Annotated in this window: 20 protein-coding genes and 1 pseudogene; 8 read left to right on the top strand and 13 right to left on the bottom strand. The window is 71.8% G+C overall.

Going from position 1 to position 22,567, the window contains the following annotated elements; genetic code table 11:
• Positions 1 to 44 precede the first annotated feature (44 nt).
• Positions 45 to 473, bottom strand: a complete 429-nt coding sequence (locus ACFYNP_RS35020; protein WP_388791246.1) for an SRPBCC family protein — start codon at positions 471 to 473, stop codon at positions 45 to 47.
• 161 nt (positions 474 to 634) lie between these two features.
• Positions 635 to 826 (bottom strand): hypothetical protein, encoded by a 192-nt coding sequence (locus ACFYNP_RS35015; RefSeq protein ID WP_100572782.1) that lies wholly within the window; start codon positions 824 to 826, stop codon positions 635 to 637.
• A 247-nt stretch (positions 827 to 1,073) separates the two neighbouring features.
• Here ACFYNP_RS35015 and ACFYNP_RS35010 point away from each other — a divergent pair, with 247 nt between their 5' ends.
• The 3 genes from ACFYNP_RS35010 to ACFYNP_RS35000 all read left to right on the top strand — a co-directional run bounded on the left by ACFYNP_RS35010 (position 1,074) and on the right by ACFYNP_RS35000 (position 3,937).
• Entirely contained in the window at positions 1,074 to 1,610 is a 537-nt protein-coding gene (locus tag ACFYNP_RS35010; protein ID WP_388418733.1) for a Clp protease N-terminal domain-containing protein, read from the top strand.
• Positions 1,611 to 1,785: 175 nt separating this feature from the next.
• Positions 1,786 to 2,796, top strand: a complete 1,011-nt coding sequence (locus ACFYNP_RS35005; RefSeq protein ID WP_388791243.1) for a DMT family transporter — start codon at positions 1,786 to 1,788, stop codon at positions 2,794 to 2,796.
• A gap of 163 nt (positions 2,797 to 2,959) precedes the next feature.
• Positions 2,960 to 3,937 carry a DMT family transporter gene (locus ACFYNP_RS35000; RefSeq protein WP_388418727.1) on the top strand — a complete coding sequence of 326 codons (978 nt, stop codon included), beginning with the start codon at positions 2,960 to 2,962 and terminating at the stop codon, positions 3,935 to 3,937.
• 81 nt (positions 3,938 to 4,018) lie between these two features.
• On the opposite strand, the gene ACFYNP_RS34995 is transcribed toward ACFYNP_RS35000, so the two are convergent.
• Complete coding sequence (locus ACFYNP_RS34995; RefSeq protein ID WP_388791241.1) at positions 4,019 to 4,702, bottom strand: pyridoxamine 5'-phosphate oxidase family protein; 684 nt, start codon at positions 4,700 to 4,702, stop codon at positions 4,019 to 4,021.
• Positions 4,703 to 4,725: 23 nt separating this feature from the next.
• Between ACFYNP_RS34995 and ACFYNP_RS34990 the strand changes: the two genes are divergently transcribed.
• Entirely contained in the window at positions 4,726 to 6,066 is a 1,341-nt protein-coding gene (locus ACFYNP_RS34990; protein WP_388791239.1) for an aminotransferase class I/II-fold pyridoxal phosphate-dependent enzyme, read from the top strand.
• On the opposite strand, the gene ACFYNP_RS34985 is transcribed toward ACFYNP_RS34990, so the two are convergent.
• Positions 6,060 to 7,079: a DMT family transporter gene (locus ACFYNP_RS34985; protein ID WP_388791237.1), complete on the bottom strand. Its 1,020-nt coding sequence runs from the start codon at positions 7,077 to 7,079 to the stop codon at positions 6,060 to 6,062. The two genes, ACFYNP_RS34990 and ACFYNP_RS34985, sit on opposite strands and share 7 nt — an antisense overlap.
• Positions 7,080 to 7,117: 38 nt before the next feature.
• Here ACFYNP_RS34985 and ACFYNP_RS34980 point away from each other — a divergent pair, with 38 nt between their 5' ends.
• Entirely contained in the window at positions 7,118 to 8,029 is a 912-nt protein-coding gene (locus ACFYNP_RS34980; protein ID WP_388791235.1) for a LysR family transcriptional regulator, read from the top strand.
• A gap of 8 nt (positions 8,030 to 8,037) precedes the next feature.
• Here ACFYNP_RS34980 and ACFYNP_RS34975 read toward each other — a convergent pair whose 3' ends face one another.
• Complete coding sequence (locus ACFYNP_RS34975) at positions 8,038 to 8,514, bottom strand: pyridoxamine 5'-phosphate oxidase family protein (protein ID WP_388791233.1); 477 nt, start codon at positions 8,512 to 8,514, stop codon at positions 8,038 to 8,040.
• Positions 8,515 to 8,628: 114 nt separating this feature from the next.
• Between ACFYNP_RS34975 and ACFYNP_RS34970 the strand changes: the two genes are divergently transcribed.
• On the top strand, positions 8,629 to 9,279 hold the full coding sequence (locus tag ACFYNP_RS34970; protein WP_388418709.1) for an isochorismatase family protein: 651 nt from the start codon (positions 8,629 to 8,631) through the stop codon (positions 9,277 to 9,279).
• Here ACFYNP_RS34970 and ACFYNP_RS34965 read toward each other — a convergent pair.
• The 4 genes from ACFYNP_RS34965 to ACFYNP_RS34950 all read right to left on the bottom strand — a co-directional run bounded on the left by ACFYNP_RS34965 (position 9,266) and on the right by ACFYNP_RS34950 (position 13,338).
• Positions 9,266 to 9,727, bottom strand: a complete 462-nt coding sequence (locus ACFYNP_RS34965) for a Rieske (2Fe-2S) protein (RefSeq protein WP_388791231.1) — start codon at positions 9,725 to 9,727, stop codon at positions 9,266 to 9,268. The genes ACFYNP_RS34970 and ACFYNP_RS34965 overlap by 14 nt on opposite strands.
• An 827-nt stretch (positions 9,728 to 10,554) precedes the next feature.
• Positions 10,555 to 11,334 (bottom strand): 4'-phosphopantetheinyl transferase, encoded by a 780-nt coding sequence (locus ACFYNP_RS34960; RefSeq protein ID WP_388791229.1) that lies wholly within the window; start codon positions 11,332 to 11,334, stop codon positions 10,555 to 10,557.
• The gene (locus ACFYNP_RS34955) at positions 11,331 to 12,587 is read right to left on the bottom strand and encodes a glycosyltransferase (RefSeq protein ID WP_388791227.1); all 1,257 of its coding nucleotides are present in this window, start codon (positions 12,585 to 12,587) and stop codon (positions 11,331 to 11,333) included. The genes ACFYNP_RS34960 and ACFYNP_RS34955 overlap by 4 nt, the downstream gene beginning before the upstream one ends.
• 421 nt (positions 12,588 to 13,008) lie before the next feature.
• A complete protein-coding gene (locus ACFYNP_RS34950; protein ID WP_388791225.1) occupies positions 13,009 to 13,338 on the bottom strand; it encodes a hypothetical protein in 330 nt (109 codons plus the stop codon).
• 869 nt (positions 13,339 to 14,207) lie between these two features.
• Here ACFYNP_RS34950 and ACFYNP_RS34945 point away from each other — a divergent pair.
• On the top strand, positions 14,208 to 17,027 hold the full coding sequence (locus tag ACFYNP_RS34945; protein ID WP_388791223.1) for an AAA family ATPase: 2,820 nt from the start codon (positions 14,208 to 14,210) through the stop codon (positions 17,025 to 17,027).
• A 66-nt stretch (positions 17,028 to 17,093) separates the two neighbouring features.
• On the opposite strand, the gene ACFYNP_RS34940 is transcribed toward ACFYNP_RS34945, so the two are convergent.
• Complete coding sequence (locus ACFYNP_RS34940) at positions 17,094 to 17,747, bottom strand: hypothetical protein (protein ID WP_388791221.1); 654 nt, start codon at positions 17,745 to 17,747, stop codon at positions 17,094 to 17,096.
• 591 nt (positions 17,748 to 18,338) lie between these two features.
• Here ACFYNP_RS34940 and ACFYNP_RS34935 point away from each other — a divergent pair.
• A complete protein-coding gene (locus ACFYNP_RS34935) occupies positions 18,339 to 19,967 on the top strand; it encodes a flavin monoamine oxidase family protein (protein WP_388791219.1) in 1,629 nt (542 codons plus the stop codon).
• A 76-nt stretch (positions 19,968 to 20,043) separates the two neighbouring features.
• Here the strand turns inward: ACFYNP_RS34935 and ACFYNP_RS34930 are convergent.
• From ACFYNP_RS34930 to ACFYNP_RS34920, 3 genes and pseudogenes are all read right to left on the bottom strand, one after another.
• Positions 20,044 to 20,577 (bottom strand): annotated as a pseudogene (locus ACFYNP_RS34930) (transposase); the annotation flags it as partial.
• 151 nt (positions 20,578 to 20,728) lie between these two features.
• Positions 20,729 to 21,553: an ABC transporter permease gene (locus ACFYNP_RS34925; RefSeq protein WP_388418687.1), complete on the bottom strand. Its 825-nt coding sequence runs from the start codon at positions 21,551 to 21,553 to the stop codon at positions 20,729 to 20,731.
• Complete coding sequence (locus ACFYNP_RS34920; protein ID WP_388791217.1) at positions 21,550 to 22,494, bottom strand: ABC transporter ATP-binding protein; 945 nt, start codon at positions 22,492 to 22,494, stop codon at positions 21,550 to 21,552. Before ACFYNP_RS34920 ends, ACFYNP_RS34925 begins: the two co-directional genes overlap by 4 nt.
• Positions 22,495 to 22,567: the final 73 nt, after the last annotated feature.

Here is a 22,567-nt window from a genome sequence, read left to right as displayed (position 1 = left end):
GCGAAGCCCCGCGGTCACCGGCCGCGGGGCTTCGCGCGTCCGGTTCAGGCGCAGAGCCCCCCGAGCTTGCGCAGCGACTCGTTGAGGGCGGCCGTGGCCGAGTCCTTGAGCTTGCCCGCCATGAGCGAGACGGCGGCCCCCGTGAACTCGCCGTCGATGCGCACCGTGGTGGCCCCGCCGTCGGGGACGACCGTGTACCGGTTGAAGACGCTCACGCCCATCGGGCCCTTGCCGCGGACGCCGAACACCCGCCCGGCCTCGAACTCGTCCACCGTCCAGGCCACTTCGGCCGGGAAGCCCATGAGCTTCATGTTCTCCGCGTAGGTTGCGCCCAGCTCCAGCTTGTCGGGCCCGCCCGCCGGGAAGCTGGTGTGCGTGGCGTTCCACTCGCCGTACGAGGAGAAGTCGGTGAGCTGTGCCCAGACCTTCTCGGCCGGAGCCTCGATACGTGCCTCCGCGCTGACCTCGGCCATATGACCACTCCTTCATGGGGCTACAGGGAACGGTGACGGGAACGTGCGCGGAACGTAGCCGGAGCCGGGCGAACATTCAAGGCTGACGAACCGTCAGATCGGTCGGACCGTCAGATCGGTCGGACCGTCAGACCGGTCGGACCGTCGGATCCGCTGGGCCGTCAGATCTGCTGGGTCTCCAAGGCCCAGATCTCGGCGGAGTCGAACAGATCGCAGGCGCGCGGCCGCGCGGACTCGTCGTGGCAGTGGAACGCCGCCCAGAACAGGTCGCCCGGGAGCGCGTCGCACGGCGCGTACACCCGGTACACGTACTGCTGTCCGTCCTGGGCCAGCAGGGCGACCATCCAGCACATCTGCGCTCCCTCGGCGGGCGGGTGGGGACGGCTGTGTCCGGAGGGAAGGACGAGCCCGCGCGGCGGACCGGTTGCGCCGGGGGCGTGGGCCGGTACGTCTCGCGCCGTCCAGAGTTCCCCTCGCGCGGGAGATTTGCGAGATCTCATCCGTAAGGAGGAGAAGCCGGTCATCCGTGCCCACCTTCTGTGGGAGATCGAAATGCTTCCGCACGGGGATGTGCCGCGCGTCGGCGGCTGATGAGGTGGGATGGTGCACCGTCCTACCTCAGGAGCAGCTCACCCGGCTCCTCCCGCAGACATCGAAGTCCGGCTCACCGCGGAGCTGGCCTCCGTGGTCGCGGGCGCGCGCAGGCGTGCGCTGCGCGACGGGGACCGCCAGCTCGACACCGCGCACCTGCTGCACTCCCTGATGGAGAGCGACCCCGAGGTGCGGTCCGCCTTCGACGACGGCCCTCAAGTGGCGCGCGTCCTCGGCTATTTGGTGCAGCGCAGCATCGGATACGGGCTCCGCTGGCAGGGATCCGTGGAGGACTCGGGGGCGGTGCCCCTGATGACACAGCCCGGCTGGTCGCCCAGCGCCCTGACGGCGATGGAGTACGCGCTCGGCCGAGCCGAGGCCCGTGGCGGCGAGCCGGTCGCGGGCCGCGATGTGCTCGCCGCGCTCGCGGCGGATCCGGAGTGCCGCGCCGTCGAGGTGCTGCGGCACGCGGGTGTGGACGCGGGCGCCCTCGCCGACCGCCTCGCGCAGCCGACCGCCTCGCACGGCCGGATGCACCGGGCCTGACCCGACGCCGGGGCGGGGTGACCCGGCAGGCGTGAAGCCCGCGGTGGCAACCAGCGGGCCCGAAGGACCTGCGCCGGGGCCGAGTCGGGCCGTCGGGCGCGGTCTGACGCGGGGGCGCCGTCTCGACAGGTGTCACGCGGATGAAGGTGCTGACCGCGGCTGTCATGATGTGCCGATGCACGCGTCTCAGGGAAGAAGCGTCGGCCTGGGACTCGCCTTGGCGTCGGCCTTCGCGTTCGGTGGTTCAGGGGTGGCGGCCAAGCCGCTCATCGAAGCGGGGCTCGACCCGCTGCACGTGGTGTGGCTGCGGGTGACCGGCGCCGCGCTCGTCATGCTCCCGGTGGCCTGGCGCCACCGGGCCCTGGTGCTGCGCAGGCCCGCGCTGCTCGCCGGGTTCGGACTCCTCGCCGTCGCCGGCGTCCAGGCCTGCTACTTCGCCTCGATCTCCCGCATCCCGGTGGGTGTCGCGCTGCTCGTCGAATATCTGGCGCCCGCGCTCGTCCTCGGCTGGGTCCGGTTCGTCCAGCGCAGGCAGGTCACCCGGTCCGCCGCGGTCGGCGTGGTGCTCGCCGTCGGCGGACTCGCCTGTGTCGTCGAGGTCTGGTCCGGGCTCAGTTTCGACGCGGTCGGACTGCTCCTCGCGCTCGGCGCGGCCTGCTGCCAGGTCGGCTACTTCGTCCTGTCCGACCAGGGCGGCGAGGGCGAGGGCGCGGCCGACCCGATCGGCGTCATCGCGTACGGGCTGCTCATCGGTTCGCTCGTCCTGACCGCGGTGGCCCGCCCCTGGGCCATGAAGTGGTCGGTGCTCGCCGGCAGCGCCGACATGGACGGCTCCCGGGTCCCCGCCGTACTGCTGCTCTGCTGGATCGTGCTCATCGCCACGGTGCTCGCCTACGTCACCGGTGTCATCTCGGTGCGCCGGCTCTCCCCGCAGGTCGCCGGTGTGGTCGCCTGCCTGGAGGCGGTGCTGGCGACCGTGTTCGCCTGGGTCCTGCTCGGCGAACACCTCTCCGCGCCGCAGATCATCGGCGGCGCCATCGTCCTGACGGGCGCGTTCATCGCCCAGTCGGCGGCCCCCAAGGACCCCGAGTCCCCCGAGGCGCCCTCGGCCCCCTTGCCCCCGGCCGCCGCGGGCGGACCGCTCCCCGCCGAAGGGGAGTTGTCGCCCGGACACTCGGCCGCCTAGGGTGACGAACGTGCCGATGACCGTACTGCCGCCTCCCGCCGCGTAACGCGGGCGGCCGCACTCCCGACGAAGACCCGGCTCGGGCAGTCCCCGAGCGGCTCGTCGCTGCCCGCGTACTCCACGCCAGCGACCAGCCAGCCGTCTTCATCCTCGGAGTACGTACGTGTCGAATTCCTCAACGGGCCTTGCCACGGCCCCCGCCGCCGCCCTGCCCGTGGGCCGCGGTCTGCTGTACCTCGCCTTCGCCGGAGTCGCGTGGGGCACCGCGGGCGGCGCGGCCGCCCTGGTCTTCGGGGCCAGCGACCTCGGACCGCTCGCCCTGTCCTTCTGGCGCTGCGCCGGCGGGCTCGTCCTGCTGCTCGGCGCGATGGCGCTGCGCCGCCGACCCGCCCCCAGGATCGCCGAACCGCGCGCTCGCAGGCTGCTGCGCATCCTCGGGAACGGCGTCGGCCTGATGGTCTTCCAGAGCGCGTACTTCGCGGCGGTCGAGGCCACCGGGCTCGCGGTCGCGACCGTAGTGACGCTCGGCGCGGGCCCCGTCCTGATCGCGCTCGGTGCCCGACTCGCCCTGGGTGAACGGATCGGGTGGGCGGGCGCAGCCGCCGTCTCCGGGGCACTCGCGGGGCTCGCGGTCCTGTGGATCGGCAACGGCGGCGGTACCGTCCGGCCCGCCGGGGTCCTGCTCGCGCTGGTCTCGGCCGCCGGATACGCGGCCATCACCCTGCTGACCAGGTGGCTCGGCCGCGACGGCGGGGCCGGCGACCCCTCGGCCACCACGGCCTGGGCCTTCGGCGTGGCGGCCCTGTGCCTGCTGCCCCTCGCGGGCTCGGAGGGCCTGCTGCCGCACACCGGGGACCCGGTGCGGGTGTTCGTCCTGCTGCTGTACGTGGCGGCCGTGCCCACCGCGTTCGCGTACGCCCTCTACTTCGCGGGCGCCGCGGTCGTCCGGGCCGCGACCGTCTCCGTGATCATGCTCCTGGAGCCGGTGAGCGCGGCCGTACTCGCCGTGTCCGTGCTGGGCGAGCGGATCACCGCGGCCACCGCGGTCGGCACCGCGCTGCTGCTCCTCGCGGTGCTCGGGCTCGCGGCGGCCGAGACGCGGCAGGCGGCCAGGAGCCGCCGCGAGGCGGTTCTCCTGTAGGGCGCGGGCGGTCCGCCGAGAGACGGACGGGTGGGGCCCCGCCGCATGACGGGGCCCCACCCGGGGCGGCCACCGGCCGGCTCACATCACGGTGAGGTAATCCGGGACGGCCACCGACGGGTCGAGGTCGTCGGCCGGGAGGGGCGCGCCGTAGCCCGGGGCGAGCGGCAGGACGCCGGCCCAGTGCGGCAGCGAGAGGTCCTCGGCGTCGTCGTTCGGGCCGCCGGCGCGGAGCTTCGCCGAGACCTCGTTCAGGTCGAGGCTGACCACCGCGGTCGCCGCCAGCTCCTTGGCGTTCGCCGGGCGCGAGTCGAGGGAGCGGCCGGGGACGACGTGGTCCACGATCGCGTCGAGCGCGGTCCGCTTCTCCTCGGGGTCGGTGACCTCGTGGGCGATGCCGTGCACCACGGCCGAGCGGTAGTTGATGGAGTGGTGGAAGGCGGACCGGGCGAGCACGAGCCCGTCGACGTGGGTGACCGTCAGGCAGACGGCCAGCCCGGGGTCCGCCTGCCCGGCCGCGCGCAGCGGACGCGAGCCGGTCGAGCCGTGTATGTACAGCCGCTCGCCGACCCGGGCGAACAGCGTCGGCAGCACCACGGGGGCGCCGTCGCGGACGAAGCCCAGGTGGCAGACGTACGCCGTGTCGAGGATGCCGTGCACCAGCTCGCGGTCGTACGAGGCCCGCTCACGCGAACGGGTCGGTACGGTGCGGTCGGTCGCCTGGTAGGGGGCTGCGGGCGCGGTGTCCGACATTGCGTTCTCCATTGCACTAGTGCATAATCTGGTTTGTGCTAGGAGAATATCGGATCGAAGGGCGTCGCGCATCGGAGATTGCCGAGAGCGTCGAACGCGCGGTGGGTTCCGGCGGGCTCGAACCGGGTCAACTGCTGCCCCCGCTCAGGGAGTTGGCCACCGAGCTCGGTGTCAATCCCAATACCGTCGCGGCCGCCTACCGGCTGCTGCGCGACCGCGGGGTGATCGAGACGGCGGGCCGGCGCGGCAGCCGGGTGCGCCCGAGGCCCGCGAGCTCGGCCCGCGACCTCATCCGCGCCGACGTGCCCGAAGGCGTCCGGGACATCTCCGACGGGAATCCGGACGCGCGGCTGCTCCCGCCGCTCGCCGACGCGCTGGCGGCCGCCGCCCGCGCCAACGCCGAGCGGCCGGGCCGCTTCCTGTACGGGCAGGAGCCCGTGGACGAGGAGCTGGCCCGCCTCGCCCGCGCCGGCTTCGACGACCAGGGCGTGCCGGACGGGCCGGTCGGGGTGCTCTCCGGCTCGCTCGACGCCATCGAGCGCGTGCTCACCGCGCACCTGAGGCCCGGCGACGCGGTCGCGATCGAGGACCCGGGCTGGAGCGCGCTGCTCGACCTCGTACCGGCGCTCGGTCTGCGGCCCGAACCCATGCCGCTCGACGACGAGGGGCCGCTGCCCGAGGGGCTCGAACGGGCCCTGGAGGCGGGCGCCCGGGCCGTGGTGATCACCTGCCGGGCGCAGAATCCCACCGGAGCCGCGGTGAGCGCGGCCCGCGCCCGCGCCCTGCGCGACGTCCTCGCCGCTCACCCGGGCGTGCTGCTCATCGAGGACGACCACGGCCACGGCATGGTCGACCTGCCGCTGCACCCCGTCGCCCCGGCGACCGAACACTGGGCGTTCGTGAGGTCGGTGGCGAAGGCGTACGGGCCGGATCTGCGGCTCGCCCTCCTCACCGGCGACGCCGTCACGCTCGACCGGGTGCGCGGGCGCCAGCGGCTGGGGCCCGGCTGGGTCAGCCGCCTGCTCCAGCGGGCCGTGGTCGAGCTGTGGACCTCCGGCGCGGTCGACCCGGCGGAGGTCGCCCGCTCCTACCGCGAGCGGCGCGAGGCATTGCTGCGGGCGCTGCGCGAGCGCGGGGTCCGGGCCCACGGCCGGAGCGGGTTCGTGGTGTGGGTGCCGGTGCCCGAGGAGACGGGGGCGGTGTCCCGGCTGCTGCACGCGGGCTGGGCGGTGGCCCCCGGGGCGCGTTTCCGGATGGCCTCGGGGCCCGGGGTGCGGATCACCGTGTCGAGCCTCGGCCCGGACGAGATCGGGCCGCTCGCGGATGCCGTGGCCTCCGCGGTCGGCCCGGGCCCGGGCGTCCGCTTCGCCTACTGAACCCGCGCCTCCCGCCCCTTCGCGCCTCGCCGGCTCTGGGTGAGGGCGGCGCCCGCGAGCACGACGGCCGCCCCGACCGGGGTGTTCCAGCTCAGGCTCTCGCCGAGGACCGCGACCCCGGCGGCCGTGGCGATCACCGGGATGAAGTACGTGACCATCTGGGCCGTCGTCGGACCGACCTCGTTGACGAGCCCGTACTGGACCAGGACCGCGAGTCCCGTGCCGAGTGCGCCGAGGGCCGCGACGGCCAGCAGCGGAACGACCGGGAAGGATCGCGGGAAACCCGCGAACAGCGGTGTGACCAGGGCCAGTTGGAGAGTCGCGACGCCGAGCTGGGAGCCGATCAGGGACAGGTTGGAGTGCCCGCCGCCCGCCAGGGTGCGCCGCACGTAGATCCAGCCGATGGGGTAGCAGAACGAGGCGAGCAGGGCCAACGCCGTCCCCGTGACGTCCAGTCCGTGGAAGCCCTGCCAGGCGCCGAGCACCGTGAGCACGCCGAGGAAGCCGAGCCCGAGCCCCGCGACCCGGCGGCGGGTGGGGCGGTCCTCGGAGAGCGCCACCATCGACAGCGCCATGCCCCACAACGGCGAGGTCGCGTTGCAGATGCCGGCCAGGGTCGAGGGGATGGTGAGTTCCGCGTACGCGAAAAGGGAGAAGGGCGCGGCGTTGAGGAGCAGTGCCGCCACCGTCAGATGCAGCCAGGTGCGCCGCCCGTGCGGCAGCCGCTCGCGCTTGACCGCCATCGCCACCGCCAGCACCAGTGTGCCGAAGAGCAGCCGTCCGAAGGTGACCTGGAACGGGGCGTAGCCATCCGTGCCGACCTTGATCAGCAGAAAGCTGAAGCCCCAGATCAGCGAGAGCCCGGCGAACCGGAGGCGCCAGTCCAGTGCGGGGCGGCGTCCGGCGACCGGGGCGGGGAGCTCGGGTGACGGGAGCGGGGTGGAGGAGGCGGGCCGGGGAGGGGCGGGGGTGGTCATGACGACCACGATGGGACCCTGGACCTCGTAGCACAAGCGAGATTTGGTAGCGGTCATCGGTTAGCATCACTTACATGTTGAACCTGGAGCGCCTGCGCACCCTCGACGCGGTGGCCCGGCACGGCTCGGTGGGCGGCGCCGCCGACACCCTGCACGTGACCACCTCGGCCGTCTCCCAGCAGCTCGCCAAGCTGGAGCGGGAGGCGGGCCAGCCGCTGCTCGCCAAGAACGGGCGCGGGGTGCGGCTCACCGACGCCGGCCGCCTCCTGGCCGAGCACGCCGCCCGCATCCTCTCCCAAGTCCAGCTCGCCCAGGCCGAGTTGGAGGCCCAGCGGGACCGCGTCGTCGGCGAGCTGCGGATCGCGGGCTTCGCCACCGCCGTGCGCGGCCTCCTCCCCGCCGCCCTCGCCTCGCTGCGCGCCGAGCACCCCCAGCTCGTGGTGCGCTCCGAGGAGCTGGAGGCCGACGAGTCGGTGCGGGGCGTGCTGCTCGGCGACCTCGACCTCGCGCTCGTACTCGACTGGTACAACAAGCCGCTGCCGCTGCCCGAGGGGCTCGCCAAGCGGGCCGTCCTCGACGACCTCGCGGACGTGGCCCTGCCGGCCGGCCATACGCTGGCCGGCCGCTCGGCGGTGGATCTGGAGGAGTTCGCCGACGACGAGTGGATCACCTGGCCCGAGGGCGAGTTCTGCAACGAGTGGCTGATGTTCACCCTGCGAGGCAAGGGGGTCGAGCCGAAGGTCTCCCATGTCGCCCGCGAGCACGCCACCCAACTCGCCCTGGTGGAAGCCGGGTTGGGTGTCAGCATCGCCCCTCGGCTCGGCCGCGACCCGGTCCCCGCCGGGGTCAGGGTGGTGCCGGTGCGCGCCGCGATGAGCCGCCACGTATACGCGGTGTGGCGTGCCGACGCCGACCGCAGGCCCTCGATCCGGGCGGCGGTCGACGCCCTGGCGGCGGCGGGGGAGGCGCTGGCCGGGGGGCACTGAGCAAGGGGTCAGCGACCGAAGTCGCCGCCCAGTTTGCGGAAGTCCCAGGAGACAACGGTGTCCGGCGTCAGACGCAGCCAGGCGTGGCGCCCGTCGTGGACCATCTCCTGGAGGCCGAAGTTCTTGGCGGCGAACAGCGCCTCCACCGGCGCGAGTTCGGGGCACGGCCCGCCGGTGCGCGGCGCCTCGCCGACCGGGACGACGCTGCCGCTGAGCTCCACCCCGCGCAGTTCCCCGTACTCGGTGCCGTCGTCCACCACCACCGCGACGCGCGGATCCTTGCCGAGCTGGGCCCAGCGGCGGCTGCGAGTGATCGAGTACAGCCAGAGCGAGCCGCCGTGCCAGACGTACCAGAGCGGCGCGACGTGCGGGCTCCCGTCCGCCGACACGGTGGCGACCCGGCAGGTGCGCTGCCCGCCGAGGAAGGCATCGCGCTCCTCGTCGCTCATCATGATCCGTCGGCCCCGACGCTGTGTGGCGGTCATGACGCCTCCCCTTCGCTGTGTCCACGGTCCGCTGCCCAGCAGCATTCTGACGTTACGTCAGAAATCATGACGTGCCCTTCCCTCGGCACGCAATGGCGGTTAGCCTCCCGCGCCATGGCGAAGAAGGAACTCCTCGCGGAACAGCTCGACCCCGCCACCACGGTCCTGATGACCGTCGAGTGCCAGCAGGGCGTGGTCGGCACGGACAGCGCACTGCCCGAACTCGCCAAGCAGGCAAGGGAGTCGGGGGTCCTGCACAACGTGGCCCGACTGGTGGCCGGCGCGCACCAGGCGGGCGTCCAGGTGCTGCACGCGGTCGCGGAGCGCCGCCCCGACGGGCGCGGGGCCAGCCGCAACGCCCGGCTCTTCCGCGCCGCCGAGCGACTGCCCGTGCAGCAGTACTCCGGTTCGCGGGCGGTGCGGATCGCCGAGCCGATCGAGGTGGCCGACGAGGACCTCGTCGTGCGCCGTCTGCACGGCCTCTCACCCGTCTCGGGCACCGACGTGGACCCGCTCCTGCGCAACCTCGGCTGCCGCACACTGATCGTCACCGGGGTCTCGGCGAACGTGGCGATCCCCAACGCGGTCTTCGACGCGGTCAACCTCGGCTACACGGCGGTGGTCGCGGCGGACGCGATCGCGGGAGTGCCTGCCGACTACACCCCCGCGATGATCCGGCACACCCTGGCCCTGGTGGCCACGGTGGCGACCACGGACGACATCCTGGGCTGCCTCGCGCCGGGCCGCCGCGTCACGCGAGCTTGATGGAGCCCCCTTCGACCTTGATCGCGGCGGGGGCCAGCGGGGAGGGCGCGGGGCCGCCCTTGACGCTGCCGTCCGTGACGTCGAACTTGCTCCCGTGGCAAGGGCAGTTGATGGTCCCGCCCGACACGGACGACACGGCACAGCCCTGATGCGTGCACTTCGCGGAGAACGCCTTGAACTGGCCGGCGGTGGGCTGGGTGACCACGACCCCCTCCTTGGCGAAGATCTTTCCGCCGCCCTGCGGCACCTCCGACGTGGTGCCGAGCACGCTCCCGCCCCCCTTGGCACCGCCGTCCCCGGCGGGCGTGCCCGGGTCGGCCGCGGCCGCGCCGTCCGAGCCGCCCCCGCACGCGGTCAGCGCGGCGGCGAGCCCGGCCGCGCCGACACACGCGATGACGGTCCGGCGCGCCGGCACCTGGACGGGTACGGACTGCGATTCGGTGCTCATGCTGACGGTCCTCTCGACGTACGACGCTTGACTGAGTGCATGACTGCGTGGGGGAGTACGGGAGGGGGACACGGGGCGTTCAGTGCCGGGGGTGATTTCCCCGGAGAGCGGGTGGACGCGGTCCGGCGGAGAAGGGGCACGGGCGCGCGGTGGCCGCGAAGCGGACGCGTTCCCCTGATCCGGCGGCCACGGCCCGGAACGCTTCGGTGGTTCCTTCGGTCGCGTAGACCCGGCCAGGGCGCCGGCCGCAGCGGGGCCCGGCTGTGTCGGGGCCAGGCCAGGGGTCAGTCTTGGCGCCGCCCGTGCCAGTCGAGGCAGACGACCATGCCGAGCGGCAGTTGGGCTTCGGGCTGGATCTGTTCGGCCTTGCCGTGCCGCGGACGGCCACATCCGGGGGGACCCCGCGTCGACGATTTCGGCCCGCCCGGTGTCGAGCTCGAAGCGGAGCAGCAGGGTGGAGGGGTACGCGTCGCCGTGGTGGTGGCCGTGGACGGCCTGGTCGGCGAGGCGGGCTTGGTCCGACAGGGAGAGGCCGGCTCGCCGGGCGTTGCGCAGGGCGTTGACGCTGCTGGCCTGGAGCTGGTCCGGCAGCTGATGCGGGTCCTGGGCCCGACCGAGCCCTCGAAGCCGACATCGACTTCCACCCGGGCGCGAAACCGCCCAGCGACCGCACCGGCGTCGTGCTGCTCGACCTCGCCATGCTGGGCCTGACCGTCGACGACCTGACGGCGTCCGCGCCGGCCTGACCGTGGTCATCGCCATGCTGGGCCTGATCGTCGACGACCTGACGGCGTCCTTCCTGCTCGCGCCGTTCTCGACCGACAAGCTCATCGAGGAGCTCTCGGCGCGGGTGCTGCGCGCAGCGTGATCGCGGTGAGCACCAGGCCGTCCCGCGCGAGCCAGCGGCCCGTGAGCTGCTGGGGGAATCCCCGTTCGCGTACCGGAGGAAGAATCCGCGCGGTGAAGCTCCCCATGTCCGCGCCTGTCTCCGGCTCCGTGTCCGCCTCCGCCGACCGGTGGAGCACGATGTCGGCCTCCTCGAACCCGAGGGGCGCGCGCATCAGTGGATACCAGGTCTTGTAGATGCTCTCCTTGGCGCTGAACAGCAGCCGGTCCCAGCGCACCGCGGGCCACCGGGCCAACTGTTCGCCCACCCGCCGCTGTTCGCCGGGCAGGGCCACCGCTTCCAGTACGCCGTCGGGGAGCGGCCTGCCGGGCTCGGCGTCGACGCCGAGCGCCCGGACGTGGTCGGAGTGGGCGACGGCGGCCGCGCGGTAGCCGTCGCAGTGCGTGATGCTGCCGACGACCGAAGCGGGCCACCGAGGACTGCCCTTGGCGTCGGGAAGGATCGGCTCGACGGGGTGCCCGAGGTCCTCCAGGGCGCGGTGCGCGCAGTGGCGGCCCGTGGTGAACTCGCGGCGCCGGCTCTCCACGGACCGCGCGATCAGGGCTTGCTCGTCGGGGTGCAGGACAATGCCGTCAGGGTCGCCCAAGAGCTCGTGGCACACGACGTCTTCGGGCACGATCCGCGCCAGCAGGGCTGCCGGTGATGGGTCGGGGTGCGGCGCCGCCGGGTGCGTACCGCCGTGCTGGACGGCCGTGTTCACGGTGTGCCTTCCTTCTCCCTCTTCCCGGACGCGAGCGAGGCGTCCGCGCCCGCTTCCTTCGCCTGGCCGCCGCGCCGGGGGAGGTAGATCAACAGCTCGGTGGCGGCGAAGCGGACGACGAACGTCGTGAGGAGTGCGACGGCTGTCGCGGGCAGCACCGCCATGCCCATGCCGTCGACGAGCAGCGCGATCAGCGGAATGCGCAGCACGAGGTCGGCGTTGGCGAGCAGTGCGAACCGGCCGAGGCGGTCGGCCCAGTGGCGGTGCCCGCGCCGGTCGCGGAACAGCAGCAGATCGATGAAGAGGAAGTTCCACAGCACGCCGAACTGGTTGGCGAGCACCTCGGCGGGCAGATAGTGCAGGCCCGCGGCCGTGAGCGCGGAGAGGGCGCCCAGGTTCGGCAGGAAGCCGGTCAGGCCGATGAGGCCGAAGACCACCATCCGGACCACCGGAGTCGCGGTGCGCAGCGACACCAGGTGCGCGAGGAACCGCATCCCCTCGCGCACGGTCGACTTCGACTCGCCCGCGTACCGCTCCTGGAAGGAGAACGGCATCTCGGCGACGGCGCGCGGGCGGCAGCGGATGGCCAGTTCGAGCAGGATCTTGTAGCCGAGCGGCTTGAGGATGTCGGCGTGGGCGTGCACCGTGCTGCGGCGGATCGCGAAGAAACCGCTCATCGGGTCGCTGATGCCGCGCAGCGCCGACGGGAAGAGGCCCTTCGTCAACAGCGTCGAGGCGCGCGACACCGCGACGCGGTAGCGGCCGGAGAGACCGGCGTGGCTGCCGCCGCCCGCATACCGGCTCGCGACCACGAGGTCGGCGTCCGCGCGGCGCCCCGTCTGCACCAGCGCGGGCATCAGGGACGGCGGGTGCTGGAGGTCGGCGTCCATGACGACGATCCACTCCGACGTGGCGGCCTTCAGGCCCTCGACCACGGCTCCGCTCAGGCCGCCCGTCGCGACCTCGCGGTGGATGACGTTCACGGGGAACGGGCAGGTGAGGGCGGCGCGTTCGATGGCGGCCGGGGTGTCGTCGGTGCTGTCGTCGACGAACAGGGCCGCACAGTCCAGGTGCGCGGGCAGGGCGGCGGCGAGCCGCATCAGCAACTCCTCCACGTTCCCGGCCTCGTTGAAGGTCGGGATGATCACGGTGACGGTGGTGCGCGCCGAGGGGCCCGCGTCGGCGGGTGCCCTGTCGGGGGCGGCGTGATCCTGCCCCTCGGTCTCCTCGGCGCCGGTACCGAACACGGTCATCGGGGCACGCTCCCGGGACGGAATGCGCTCGCTGTGGGGTGATTTCTCGCCATCGTCGTCCTCTACGGGTCTGCGCGGGTGCGCGTCACATCGGCGTGCCCTGGCCGGCGGTGGCCGGGGACGGGCGTGAACGTGTCGTGCCTGTCTGCTGTGCACAGCAACCGCCGTGCACGGGAACTGTGGCGGCCGGGCGGAGAGGTCGCCGTCGTGCGAGGGGTGGCCGTCGTCCCGGGGGTGTGTGGTCCGGCGTCCTGGAGCGCGTCGTGCGGGAAGGAGAGCCGAGTCCCGGGAGGATCACGGATGGCTGCCCGCTGCCGGAGGCTATCCGGGGGTCGTGCCGCCCTCCACCCCTATCCGTCCCCTAGCGAGCTCGTGCCTGGTTGGTGGTGGCGCGCCGGAGGCCGCGGACTGGCGGTTGTGTTCACGTTCGTGCAGGGCCGGCCATCGCAGCCTGCTGGTGGGAGAGCAGCCCTGCGGCGGCTTGGACGGTGTCGCTCACGGCCTGGTGCCGCTCGTGCCACAACAGGCCGACCTCGGCGACGAGTTCGGCAATCGCCTCGGGCGTCAGACCCGTGATGCGCCGACTTCGGATGATCGCTGCACGTGCTCGGTCCCCCACCACACGGACATGATCAACGAGCAGGCCGCTGACGCGCCACCACCCACCATGCGCGAACTCGTCAGGGCGCGTCGTGGCCCTCGGCCCGGCGCGGCGGCGGCCATGCCGAGTTGCGATGCGTTCACCAGCCACGGAACGGACCGTGCCCGAAACGGGGGCGTAACAATGTGACGTATCTGGCAGACCCTGCAGGTGCACGTACCGGCACGCCCCTTGACTTCGGGCAGGGTTCACCGCCGGGGCGCGGCCGGGGCGCCCAGAACGCTCTGGACTTCCTTGGTGAATTTCGACGTCATATTGCCGTTGGATTGTGTTCAGTTCACGGTTTCGGCGACTCACGGCGGGACTTTCCCCCCGCCGCCAACGCCCAACGGATCCTTAAGGGCGCTGCCCTCGGAGGGGGGCGAGGTGCCCGACTGGGGCACCGAGGAGGAGTGCGGAGCGGACCCCGGGCAGGGTCCGGAGGGGCGGCTCGGAGGCCGACGGGCGTGTGTCCAGGCGGTGTTGAGGGGCGGTGGCGGTCGGCGTGATCCCACCCGTCACATCCTCGGGTGAGATCCTCGGGTGAGCGCGTGGCCTGGGTGTTTCCGGACAGGGTGGCTTGATGATCTCCGCACGTAGACCGGTATGGCCGATTCCTCTTCGCCTTCTCTTTAATTGGAATTCAAAGTTCCGCATGTGGATGAGGCCGGCGTCGCGTTCAATACCACACCCGAGGCCGGAGTGGGGAGGGCTGAACGTTGCGAGTCGTCATGGATTTGGAGGGTGGGCTCGCTTCTTTCGGGGCTACCTCGCCGTCAAGATTCAGTCATAGTTGTGTTGTTGCTCGGGGGTCGCGAGAAGCCGTCGGTCAGGATATCAGGAATATGCCCTGGTATCCTGCAAAGCGGCTCCAGTTGGTTACTTGATGGGTGCGTCATGCGAATAACTTGTTGAGTGCGTTATGCGAATAATGCAACCAGGGTAGTTTGTGAAATTTTCTTACGGGGAGGAAATACACTATGAGCCTGGTCGAGCGAGTCGATGAATGGGCTCTGTTGGAGGAGGTTCTGGGGCGCAGTGCCGAACGGCCCTCCCGGGTCGTCGTGGTGAGAGGGCCAGTGGCCACTGGCAAGAGCGAGCTCCTCAACGGCGTCGCTGAGCAGGCCGAGGCGCGCGGCCTCACGGTCCTCAAGGCGACGGGTTTACGAGCCGAGCGTCGGACCCCTATGGCGCTCTTCGGCCAACTGCTCCTGGGTACCGACCAATTGGAGGAGCGAGAGAGCGGTGCCGCCGAGCGCGTGGAGCGCCTCCTCGACGACGCCCGGTTCACCGCGATGCTGCGCGACCCCGCGAGCGAGCGAGAGGAGCACGTACGCGCGCATGTGATGCGCTCACTGACCGCCGCCCTGCACGCCATGGCCGGCGGCGGCCCCCTCGCGGTCCTCATCGACGACGTCCAGTACGCCGACATCCCGTCCCTGCAATGCCTCCAGCACGTGATGCGTGAACTACGGGCCAAGCCCGTGGTGATCGTCCTCGGCCTGCGCACCGGACCGCACGCGGAACGGCCCATGTTCAGCGCGGAACTGCTGCGCCACCCGCGCCTGACCCAACTGCGGCTCGGTACCCTCGGCGAGCGGGCCACGGCCGAAATGCTGCGCGACCACGTCGACGAGGCCACCGCACGCCACCTCGCCCCCGACGTCCACCGGATCAGCGGCGGCAACCCGCTCCTCATCCGCGCCCTGACCCACGACATCCTCGCCCACGGCCCCAGCTCCGACACCTCCCTGCCCGCCCTGCACACCCTCACCGTCGGCGACGCCTACCGGCAGTCCGTGCTCAGCTGCCTGCACCGCGGCGACGACGCCGTCCTCGCCGTGGCCCGCGGCCTCGCGATCCTGGACGACGCCGCGTCCGACGCCTCACTCGCCGGACTGCTCGAACTCGACCACGAGACCGTCGCGTTGAGCCGACGCGCTCTCGAATCCGCCGGACTGACCCAGGCAGGAACGTTCCGCCACCCCGTGGCCACCACGGCCGTCCTGAACGACCTCACCCGCGAGGACCGCCTCGCCCTGCACCGCCGCGCGGCCGTCCTGCTGCGCCGCGGCGGCGCCGAACCGCCCGTCGTCGCCCGGCACATCGTCGCCGCCGGCGAAGTCACCGACGCCGAATCCCTCGACACACTCTGGGAGACCGCCACTCGTGCCCGGCGCGACGAAGACGTCTCGCTCGCCATCGCCTGCCTCCAACTCGCCGACCAGGCCTGCCCGCGGGGGGCACGCCGCAGCGAGATCCTGGCCGAACTCACCCGTTGTGTCTGGCGGGTGAGCCCCTCCACCCTCGGACCCCACCTGGCCGCGCTGCGCGCCGCGTTCGACGAGGGCTGGCTCAGCGAGCAGGCCGTGCCGGTGCTCCTCGCCGGGCTGCTCTGGCAGGGCAGGTTCGACGAGGCCGCCGAAATCGTCCGCAAGTGCCAGGACGCGTACGAAGGTCCCTCCGCTGTCGCGGCCTACCTGGCCACCGGCGCGGTGCGCACCACCTACCCCACCCTGCGCGAACGCGTCGGCGCCGACAACTGGCCCGCCGCACAAGGCCCCGCCGACTTCACGGCGGCGCGCGGCCACGGCCCGCGCAGCCGCGCGGGCGCCGCCCTCAACGCGGTCCTCACCCGAGGCGTCAACCAGCACGCCGCCGACCTCGCCGAGACCGTCCTGCAGGGCACTCCGCTGAGCGACGCCAATCTGGAGGCGCTCACCTGCTCCCTGTCCACCCTCATCTACTCCGACCGGCTCACCCGCGCCGCGCACTGGTGCGACGCGCTGCTGCGCGAAGCCACCAAGCTCGGCGGCCCCGGCTGGCAGGCACCCCTGTCCGCGCTCAGAGCCAACATCGCGCTGCGCCAGGGCAACGCCGTCGACGCCGTCCGCTACGGCACCAACGCGCTGTCGTGGATGACACCGCTCGGCTGGGGCGTCGGCATCAGCTCGGTCCTCGCCACTCTGGTCTCCGCGCACACAGCGATGGGCCAGTACGAGCAGGCCATGACCTACCTGGACCGCCACGTCTCCGACGGCCCCCCGGAAACCCGCTACGGCCTGGAACTGCTGCACGCCCGCGGCCAGCTCCACGCGGCCACCGGAAGGGACCGCCCGGCCCTCGATGACTTCCTCACGTGTGGCGAGCTGATGACGCGCTGGGGTATCGACCAGCCGGCACTCGTGCCGTGGCGGTCCGAGGCCGCCGAGATGCACCTGCGCACCGGAGGCGAGGCCGAGGCCGATCGGCTCGTCAAGGAACAGCTCTCCAAGTGCGGCTCGGGGCAGTCCCGTACGCGCGCGCTGACGCTGCGCGTGCTCGCCGAGGTCGCCGGACTGCGGCGGCACCACCAGGCCCTGCACGAGGCGATCGAGGAACTGGAGGAGTGCGAGGACCGGCTCGAACTGGTGCGGGTCCTCGGCGCTCTCAGCCGCTCCCACCACGCCCTGGGCGAGCTGGGCCAGGCCCGCATGATGGCGCGGCGGGCCTGGCGCATCGCCCGCGATGCCGGGGCGGAGTCGCTGTGCGAACACCTCCTGCCGTACACCGATGGTGAAGTGAGCACACCGGATCGCCCCGCGCGGGACGGGGAGAGCTGCCCCTCGGAGGAACTGACCGACGCGGAGCGGCGCGTGGCCTCCCTGGCCTCCTTCGGGCACAGCAACCGCGAAATAGCGCGGAAACTGTTCATCACGGTCAGCACCGTCGAGCAGCATCTGACGCGTGTCTACCGGAAGTTGAACGTTACGCGCCGCAAGGACCTGCCGCACGACCTGCTCGCGGACACGGCGTGCTGAGCCGATTCCGCGTGCTGAGCCGCGGACACGGCGTGCCGAGGGCCCGGCAGGCCGCGACCGCCGCCCTCAGTGGGGACGCGGGCACGTGAAGCACACCTCGTCGTCGTGGACCGAGAACACCCGGCCCGCGATGCGGTGTGCGGTCGACCGGGACCGGGTGGAGAACACCGCGGTCCCGGTCGACGCCGTATAGTGGCTCAGCACACGACAGATGATCTTCTCCGACGCGCTGTCCACCTCGTCCAGCGGCCGACACAGCAGCAGCAGCTTCGGTACGTGCAGCAGCGCGCAGCCGAGGGCCACGCGGCAGCGCTGGCCGGGGGAGAGGCCGGACGTGGCGGCGTGCTCGACCGCCCGCAGGCCGAGCACATCCGTCAAGTCCGCCGTGCGCTGCGACGTAGTCTCCGGGGACAGTCCTTTGTGTCTACCCGCCGTCATCAACGCGTCACGGACCGGGACTTCGGGCAGCGGCATGCCCACGGACACCACGCCGACCAGCCGTTGCACGGCCGCGCGGTCGGCGCGCACGTCCACGCCGTACACCGACACGGAACGTCCCGGCATGTCGCCGCGCAGCAGCCGGGCCAGGAACCGGTCCGCCGCGCTGTCGTCGGAGACCGCCGCCACGCACGCGTGGGGCTCGATCAGCAGGGGGCGTGCCGCGCGGGCGTCGAGGGCTCCGGACGCCTCGTCCGCCGTGCGCCGCACCTCCAGGGCCATGGGCTCCGGCGGAGATCCGCCGGGTGTGGCACCCGGCCGGTGGTCATGCACCGCGAACCTCCGGCCGTCCGACCCTGAATGCATGGAGTCTTCCCTTTCTGGCGAATGGTGCTGGGTGCGGGCACGCGGGGACTGTGGGGGCGCGCGGTGCGGACACCTTAGATCATTTCAAGGTTTCCGCTGCCTTTCGTACTGTCTTCAGGATCGAGACTTGGCTACTAAAGTACTCATTTCGTGGCGCACGAATCTTCGGCCCTCCCTCCCGGCGCGACCGCACGGACCAGGCGACGCCCCTGCGCAACGTAGGAGGCGTAAGGGGACGTTGAGGGGTATCCGAGCGCCCCGCGGCCGTCGCCATAATCAAGGGCACCGTCAGACGTGCCGTCGATTCGAGGGCGATTCGCGGATCCAACCGGCCCCACGGGGCGAGGCTCGGCCGTGCCGATCGCGGACCCTTCTCCTGCTGCCGCAGCCCGGTTCACCGCGGCCGTCTGCAATGTAACCCCGGGCCGGCCTCCACCACGGTCAGAGGAGTATCCGTTGGTTGCCCTCAACGGCAGTTCGCGTCTCGGAACAACAGATTCCATCACCATGCTCGGCCCGGACTTTCCCTTCGCGTACGACGAATGGCTGGCGAGTCCGCACGGCCTCGGCGAAATTCCGGAAGGCGAGTTCGGGACGCCCGTCGCGGTGATCGGGGCGGGCATATCGGGCCTCGTCACCGCCTACGAGCTCATGCGCCTCGGGCTGCGCCCCGTGGTCTACGAGGCCGGGCAGGTGGGCGGCCGGATGCGCTCGGCGGCCTTCGACGGCGGCCCGGACGCCGTGGCCGAGCTCGGCGCCATGCGCTTCCCCGCGTCGGCGACCGCACTGCGGCACTACCTGGATCTCGTCGGCCTCCGGACGCGGCCCTTCCCCAACCCGCTGACCGCCGCGAGCGGCAGCACCGTCGTCGCCCTCAACGGCACCCGGCACTACGCCCGGCACGCCGCTGAACTCCCGGACATCTACCAGGAAGTCGGCATGGCCTGGGACAAGACCCTCCAGGAGCACGCCGAGCTGTTCGCCATGAACGACGCGATCCGCCGCCGCGACACCGCCGCCATCAAGGCCATCTGGAACCCGCTGGTGCGCGCCCTGGACGACGAGTCCTTCTACGGCTTCCTGGCCCGCTCGCCGTCCTTCCAGTCCTTCAAGTACCGCGAGATATTCGGGCAGGTCGGCTTCGGCGCCGGCGGCTGGGACACCGACTTCCCCAACTCCATGCTGGAGATCCTTCGCGTCGTCTACACCGGCGCCGAGGACGACCACCGGCTCGTCGTCGGCGGCTCCCAGCAGCTTCCCCAGCGGCTCTGGTCCCACACGCCCGACGACCTCGTGCACTGGCCCGCCGGCACCTCCCTGGAGACCCTGCACCGCGGCGGCCCGCGCGGCGGCGTCGCCCGCATCGAGCGCACCGCCCGCGGCATCACCGTCCACGACAGGAACGGCACGGCCAGCGCCTTCCCGGTGGCCGTCTTCACCCCGCACAAGCGGACGCTCGTCACCAACATCCGCTGCGACCAGGCACTGCTGCCCACGCCTGTGTGGACCGCGGTGGAACGCAGCCACTACATGGGCTCGTCCAAGCTGTTCGTCCTCGTCGACCGCCCCTTCTGGCGCGAACGCGACCCGCTCACCGGCCGCGACGTGATGAGTACGACGCTCACCGACCGTATGCCCCGTGGCGTCTACCTCTTCGACGAGGGCCGGGACCGCCCCGGCGTCATGTGCCTGTCGTACACCTGGAACGACGACTCCCTGAAGATGGCCCCGCTGACGCCCGAGGAGCGCCTGGACGGCGTCCTCGACGCGCTCGCCGGCATCTACCCCGGTGTCGACATCCGCTCCCGCGTCATCGCGCCTCCGCGCACGATCACCTGGGAGACCGACCCGCACTTCCAGGGCGCCTTCAAGGCCAACCTGCCGGGCCACTACCGCTACCAGCGGCGGCTGTTCACCCACTTCATGCAGGAGGACCTGGCGCGGACCCAGCGCGGATTCTTCCTCGCCGGTGACGACGTCTCCTGGACGGCGGGCTTCGCCGAGGGCGCCGTGACGACCGGCCTCAACGCCCTCTGGGGCGTCCAGCGCCATCTCGGCGGCGCCACCATGCCGTTGAACCCCGGCCCTGGGGACCTGTTCGCGGAGCTCGCGCCCATGGAGCTGCCCGAGGACTGAGTACGCCAAGGACGAGAACGGCCCCGGAGCGGGTGTTGACCGGGTGCTGACTCTGTCGGGGAGCTTGGCGGTCTGCTCAGTGTCCGGCGGATCGCCAGGACCTCGGCCGGGTGATTCCGTGCTGGTCCAGGAAGTTCTGGAAGGCGGTCGGCGGCCGGGCCGGAGGTGGTTCTCCGGTCGGCGGCCGTCGGCTGAGGCGCTCGATGTTCGCGGCGATGGCTGTGCACTCGGGCTGTAGGTGGGTTTTGTGCTGTCCTCGGTAGCGGTAGCGGTAGCGGTAGCGGTAGCGGCAGCGGCAGCGGCGCGTGCCGTGTCCGTGGGCGAGCTCGTCGATGGTGCCTTCCGCTCCGGAGCGGACCGCGTAGCGGGCCTGCCATTCGGGTGTCTGCTGCTCGGCGCGGACGCGGAGTTGCAGGTCACGGAGTTCTCGCGGGGGAAAGCCCACACTCCGGGCGCTGTCGGTGGTGGTCGTGCAGCGGATGCGGATGCGGATGTGGATGCGGACCGGGCAGGGACGGCACGGGCTCTCGGTGAACCGTGCCACGATCAGAGGTGCCGCGGTGGGCGAGGATGTCGGGTAGGGGCCGTGCCGTCCCGCGCCGGTCTCGCCCTGCGGGCAGGTGACCTGCCGGCGGTCGACGTCGAGGGGGAAGTCGTCGCGACCGAAGCCGTTGTTCCTGCGGTGCTGGCGGGTGCCGAGATCCCCGCCGGAGTCGCATCCCGTTGGCCGCTCCGGGGCCCTTCTCGCGTCCGTGTACGTCTCACGCTTGCGCGCGCCGCAGGAACCCGCGTATCCCCACCGCCGCGAACAGACAGACGGAGCCGACGAGCACGATCAGCGTGATCGGCAGCGGCACGTGCTCCACATTCGGGGACGTCACGGCCCGCATGCCCTCACTGGCGTACGACAGCGGATTGGCGCCGCAGATCACCTGGAACCAGCGCACCTCGTCCAGCGCGACCAGCGGGAACTGCGTGGAGCCCGTGAACAGCAGTGGCATCAGGACGAGGGTGAACATCACGTCCACCTTGTCGCTGCTCACCGACGTGCCCAGGCACAGGCCGATCGACGCACCGGCGAGCGCGCCGAGCCCCGCGATCCCGAGGGCAGGCACGGTCTTGCTGATCGGCCACGACAGGTCCAGGAGAATCATGCCGACCGGCGTCATCAGCAGCGATGCCACGAATCCGTACAGCGCACCGAAGAGGATCTTCTCCACGGCCACCAGGCGCAGCGAGATGGGTGAGAGCAGCCGGTCCTCGATCTCCCGCGTGTACGAGAAATCGACGACGAGCGGCAGTGCCGTGTTCTGCATGCCGCCGAGGAATCCGTTGAGGGCCAGCACACCGGGCAGCAGGACGGCGCTGTAGTTGCCGTGCACATATCCCGCGTTGCTGAGCAGCACGCCGAACACGAACAGCGTGAAGAACGGCTGGATGATGGCCTGTCCGATGAACGTCGGGAACTGCCGCAGGGCGACGAAGACATCGCGCCACAGGATGGCGCCGAAGGTGTGCAGTTGGCTCGTGGCCGGTGCGGCAGCGATTTCCGCGGCGGGTGCTTCGGTCGCGGTCGTCGCAGTCATCGCAGGTTCTTTCCGGTGAGATGGAGAAAGACGTCTTCCAGGGACACCTTTCCGACGCCGACGTCTGTCACCCGGTGGTCCGCGGCCGTCAGCGCCGCGAGCGCGGGCTGCAGCGCCGCCACCGGTTCGATGTCCGTGTAGAGGCGGAACCGGAAACCGTCCACGGGCGTTGCGTCCGGGTCGACTTCATCGACCTGGCGGACCCCGGGAAGGTCCGCGAGTAGTTTCGCCACTGGCGCCGGGCCCTGCGCCGATTCCACGGTCAGGGCGAGCGTGGAGTGAGCGGGCAGCAGTTTGCCCAGGCCTTCGGGGGTGTCGAGGGCCAGCAGGGTGCCCCGGTCGACGATGCCGACGCGGTCGCAGAGCTTGGCGGCCTCGTCCATGTCGTGGGTGGTGACGACCACCGTCACACCGCGCCCGGAGAGTTCGACGACCCGCTCGTGCACGAACAGCCGCGCCTGCGGATCGAGTCCGGTCGCGGGCTCGTCGAGGAACAGCACGCTCGGCCGGTGCATCAGCGCACGCGCGATCATCACGCGCTGCACCTGACCGCCGGACATGTCGTCGACCTTCGACTTGCGGTAGTCGGCCAGGCCCATCTGCTCCAGGAGCTCATCGGCCCGTGTGTGCCGCTCGGCCCGCGGCATGCCGTGGTACGTGGCGTGGAACAGCAGGTTCTGACGCACCGAAAGCGACCGGTCGAGGTTGTTGCGCTGCGGCACCACCGCAAGCACCCGCTTCGCCTGTCTCGGCCGCGCGATCACGTCCACGCCGCCGATGACGACGTCGCCCGAGGTCGGCCGCACCCGGGTGGTCATCATGCCCACCGTGGTGCTTTTCCCCGCGCCATTGGGGCCGAGCAGGCCGAACACCTCGCCCCTGTACACATCGAAGCTCAGGCCGTCGACGACGCGGCGTGCGTCGGAAGCGTACTGTTTCACCAGATTCTCAACCCGGACGGCATTTTCCACGTGCTCGACCCTAAGCCGGGCTGCCTTTCCCGAACACCCCTGT

Origin of the sequence: Streptomyces sp. NPDC006691, from assembly GCF_042869955.1 — a bacterium.
GTDB lineage: Bacteria > Actinomycetota > Actinomycetes > Streptomycetales > Streptomycetaceae > Streptomyces.
This window is presented reverse-complemented; position numbering and strand designations above follow the sequence as displayed.

Bases quoted from the DNA above. Each gene is read 5' to 3' on its own strand.
- ACFYNP_RS34970 (WP_388418709.1), top strand. From the start codon at position 8,629: ATGGCGAAGAAGGAACTCCTCGCGGAACAGCTCGACCCCGCCACCACG.
- ACFYNP_RS35010 (WP_388418733.1), top strand. From the start codon at position 1,074: ATGGTGCACCGTCCTACCTCAGGAGCAGCTCACCCGGCTCCTCCCGCA.
- ACFYNP_RS35005 (WP_388791243.1), top strand. From the start codon at position 1,786: ATGCACGCGTCTCAGGGAAGAAGCGTCGGCCTGGGACTCGCCTTGGCG.
- ACFYNP_RS34955 (WP_388791227.1), bottom strand. From the start codon at position 12,587: ATGACCGTGTTCGGTACCGGCGCCGAGGAGACCGAGGGGCAGGATCAC.
- ACFYNP_RS34935 (WP_388791219.1), top strand. From the start codon at position 18,339: ATGCTCGGCCCGGACTTTCCCTTCGCGTACGACGAATGGCTGGCGAGT.
- ACFYNP_RS34995 (WP_388791241.1), bottom strand. From the start codon at position 4,702: ATGGAGAACGCAATGTCGGACACCGCGCCCGCAGCCCCCTACCAGGCG.
- ACFYNP_RS34925 (WP_388418687.1), bottom strand. From the start codon at position 21,553: ATGACTGCGACGACCGCGACCGAAGCACCCGCCGCGGAAATCGCTGCC.
- ACFYNP_RS34975 (WP_388791233.1), bottom strand. From the start codon at position 8,514: ATGACCGCCACACAGCGTCGGGGCCGACGGATCATGATGAGCGACGAG.
- ACFYNP_RS35015 (WP_100572782.1), bottom strand. From the start codon at position 826: ATGTGCTGGATGGTCGCCCTGCTGGCCCAGGACGGACAGCAGTACGTG.
- ACFYNP_RS34965 (WP_388791231.1), bottom strand. From the start codon at position 9,727: ATGAGCACCGAATCGCAGTCCGTACCCGTCCAGGTGCCGGCGCGCCGG.
- ACFYNP_RS35020 (WP_388791246.1), bottom strand. From the start codon at position 473: ATGGCCGAGGTCAGCGCGGAGGCACGTATCGAGGCTCCGGCCGAGAAG.
- ACFYNP_RS34940 (WP_388791221.1), bottom strand. From the start codon at position 17,747: ATGGCCCTGGAGGTGCGGCGCACGGCGGACGAGGCGTCCGGAGCCCTC.
- ACFYNP_RS34980 (WP_388791235.1), top strand. From the start codon at position 7,118: ATGTTGAACCTGGAGCGCCTGCGCACCCTCGACGCGGTGGCCCGGCAC.
- ACFYNP_RS34945 (WP_388791223.1), top strand. From the start codon at position 14,208: ATGAGCCTGGTCGAGCGAGTCGATGAATGGGCTCTGTTGGAGGAGGTT.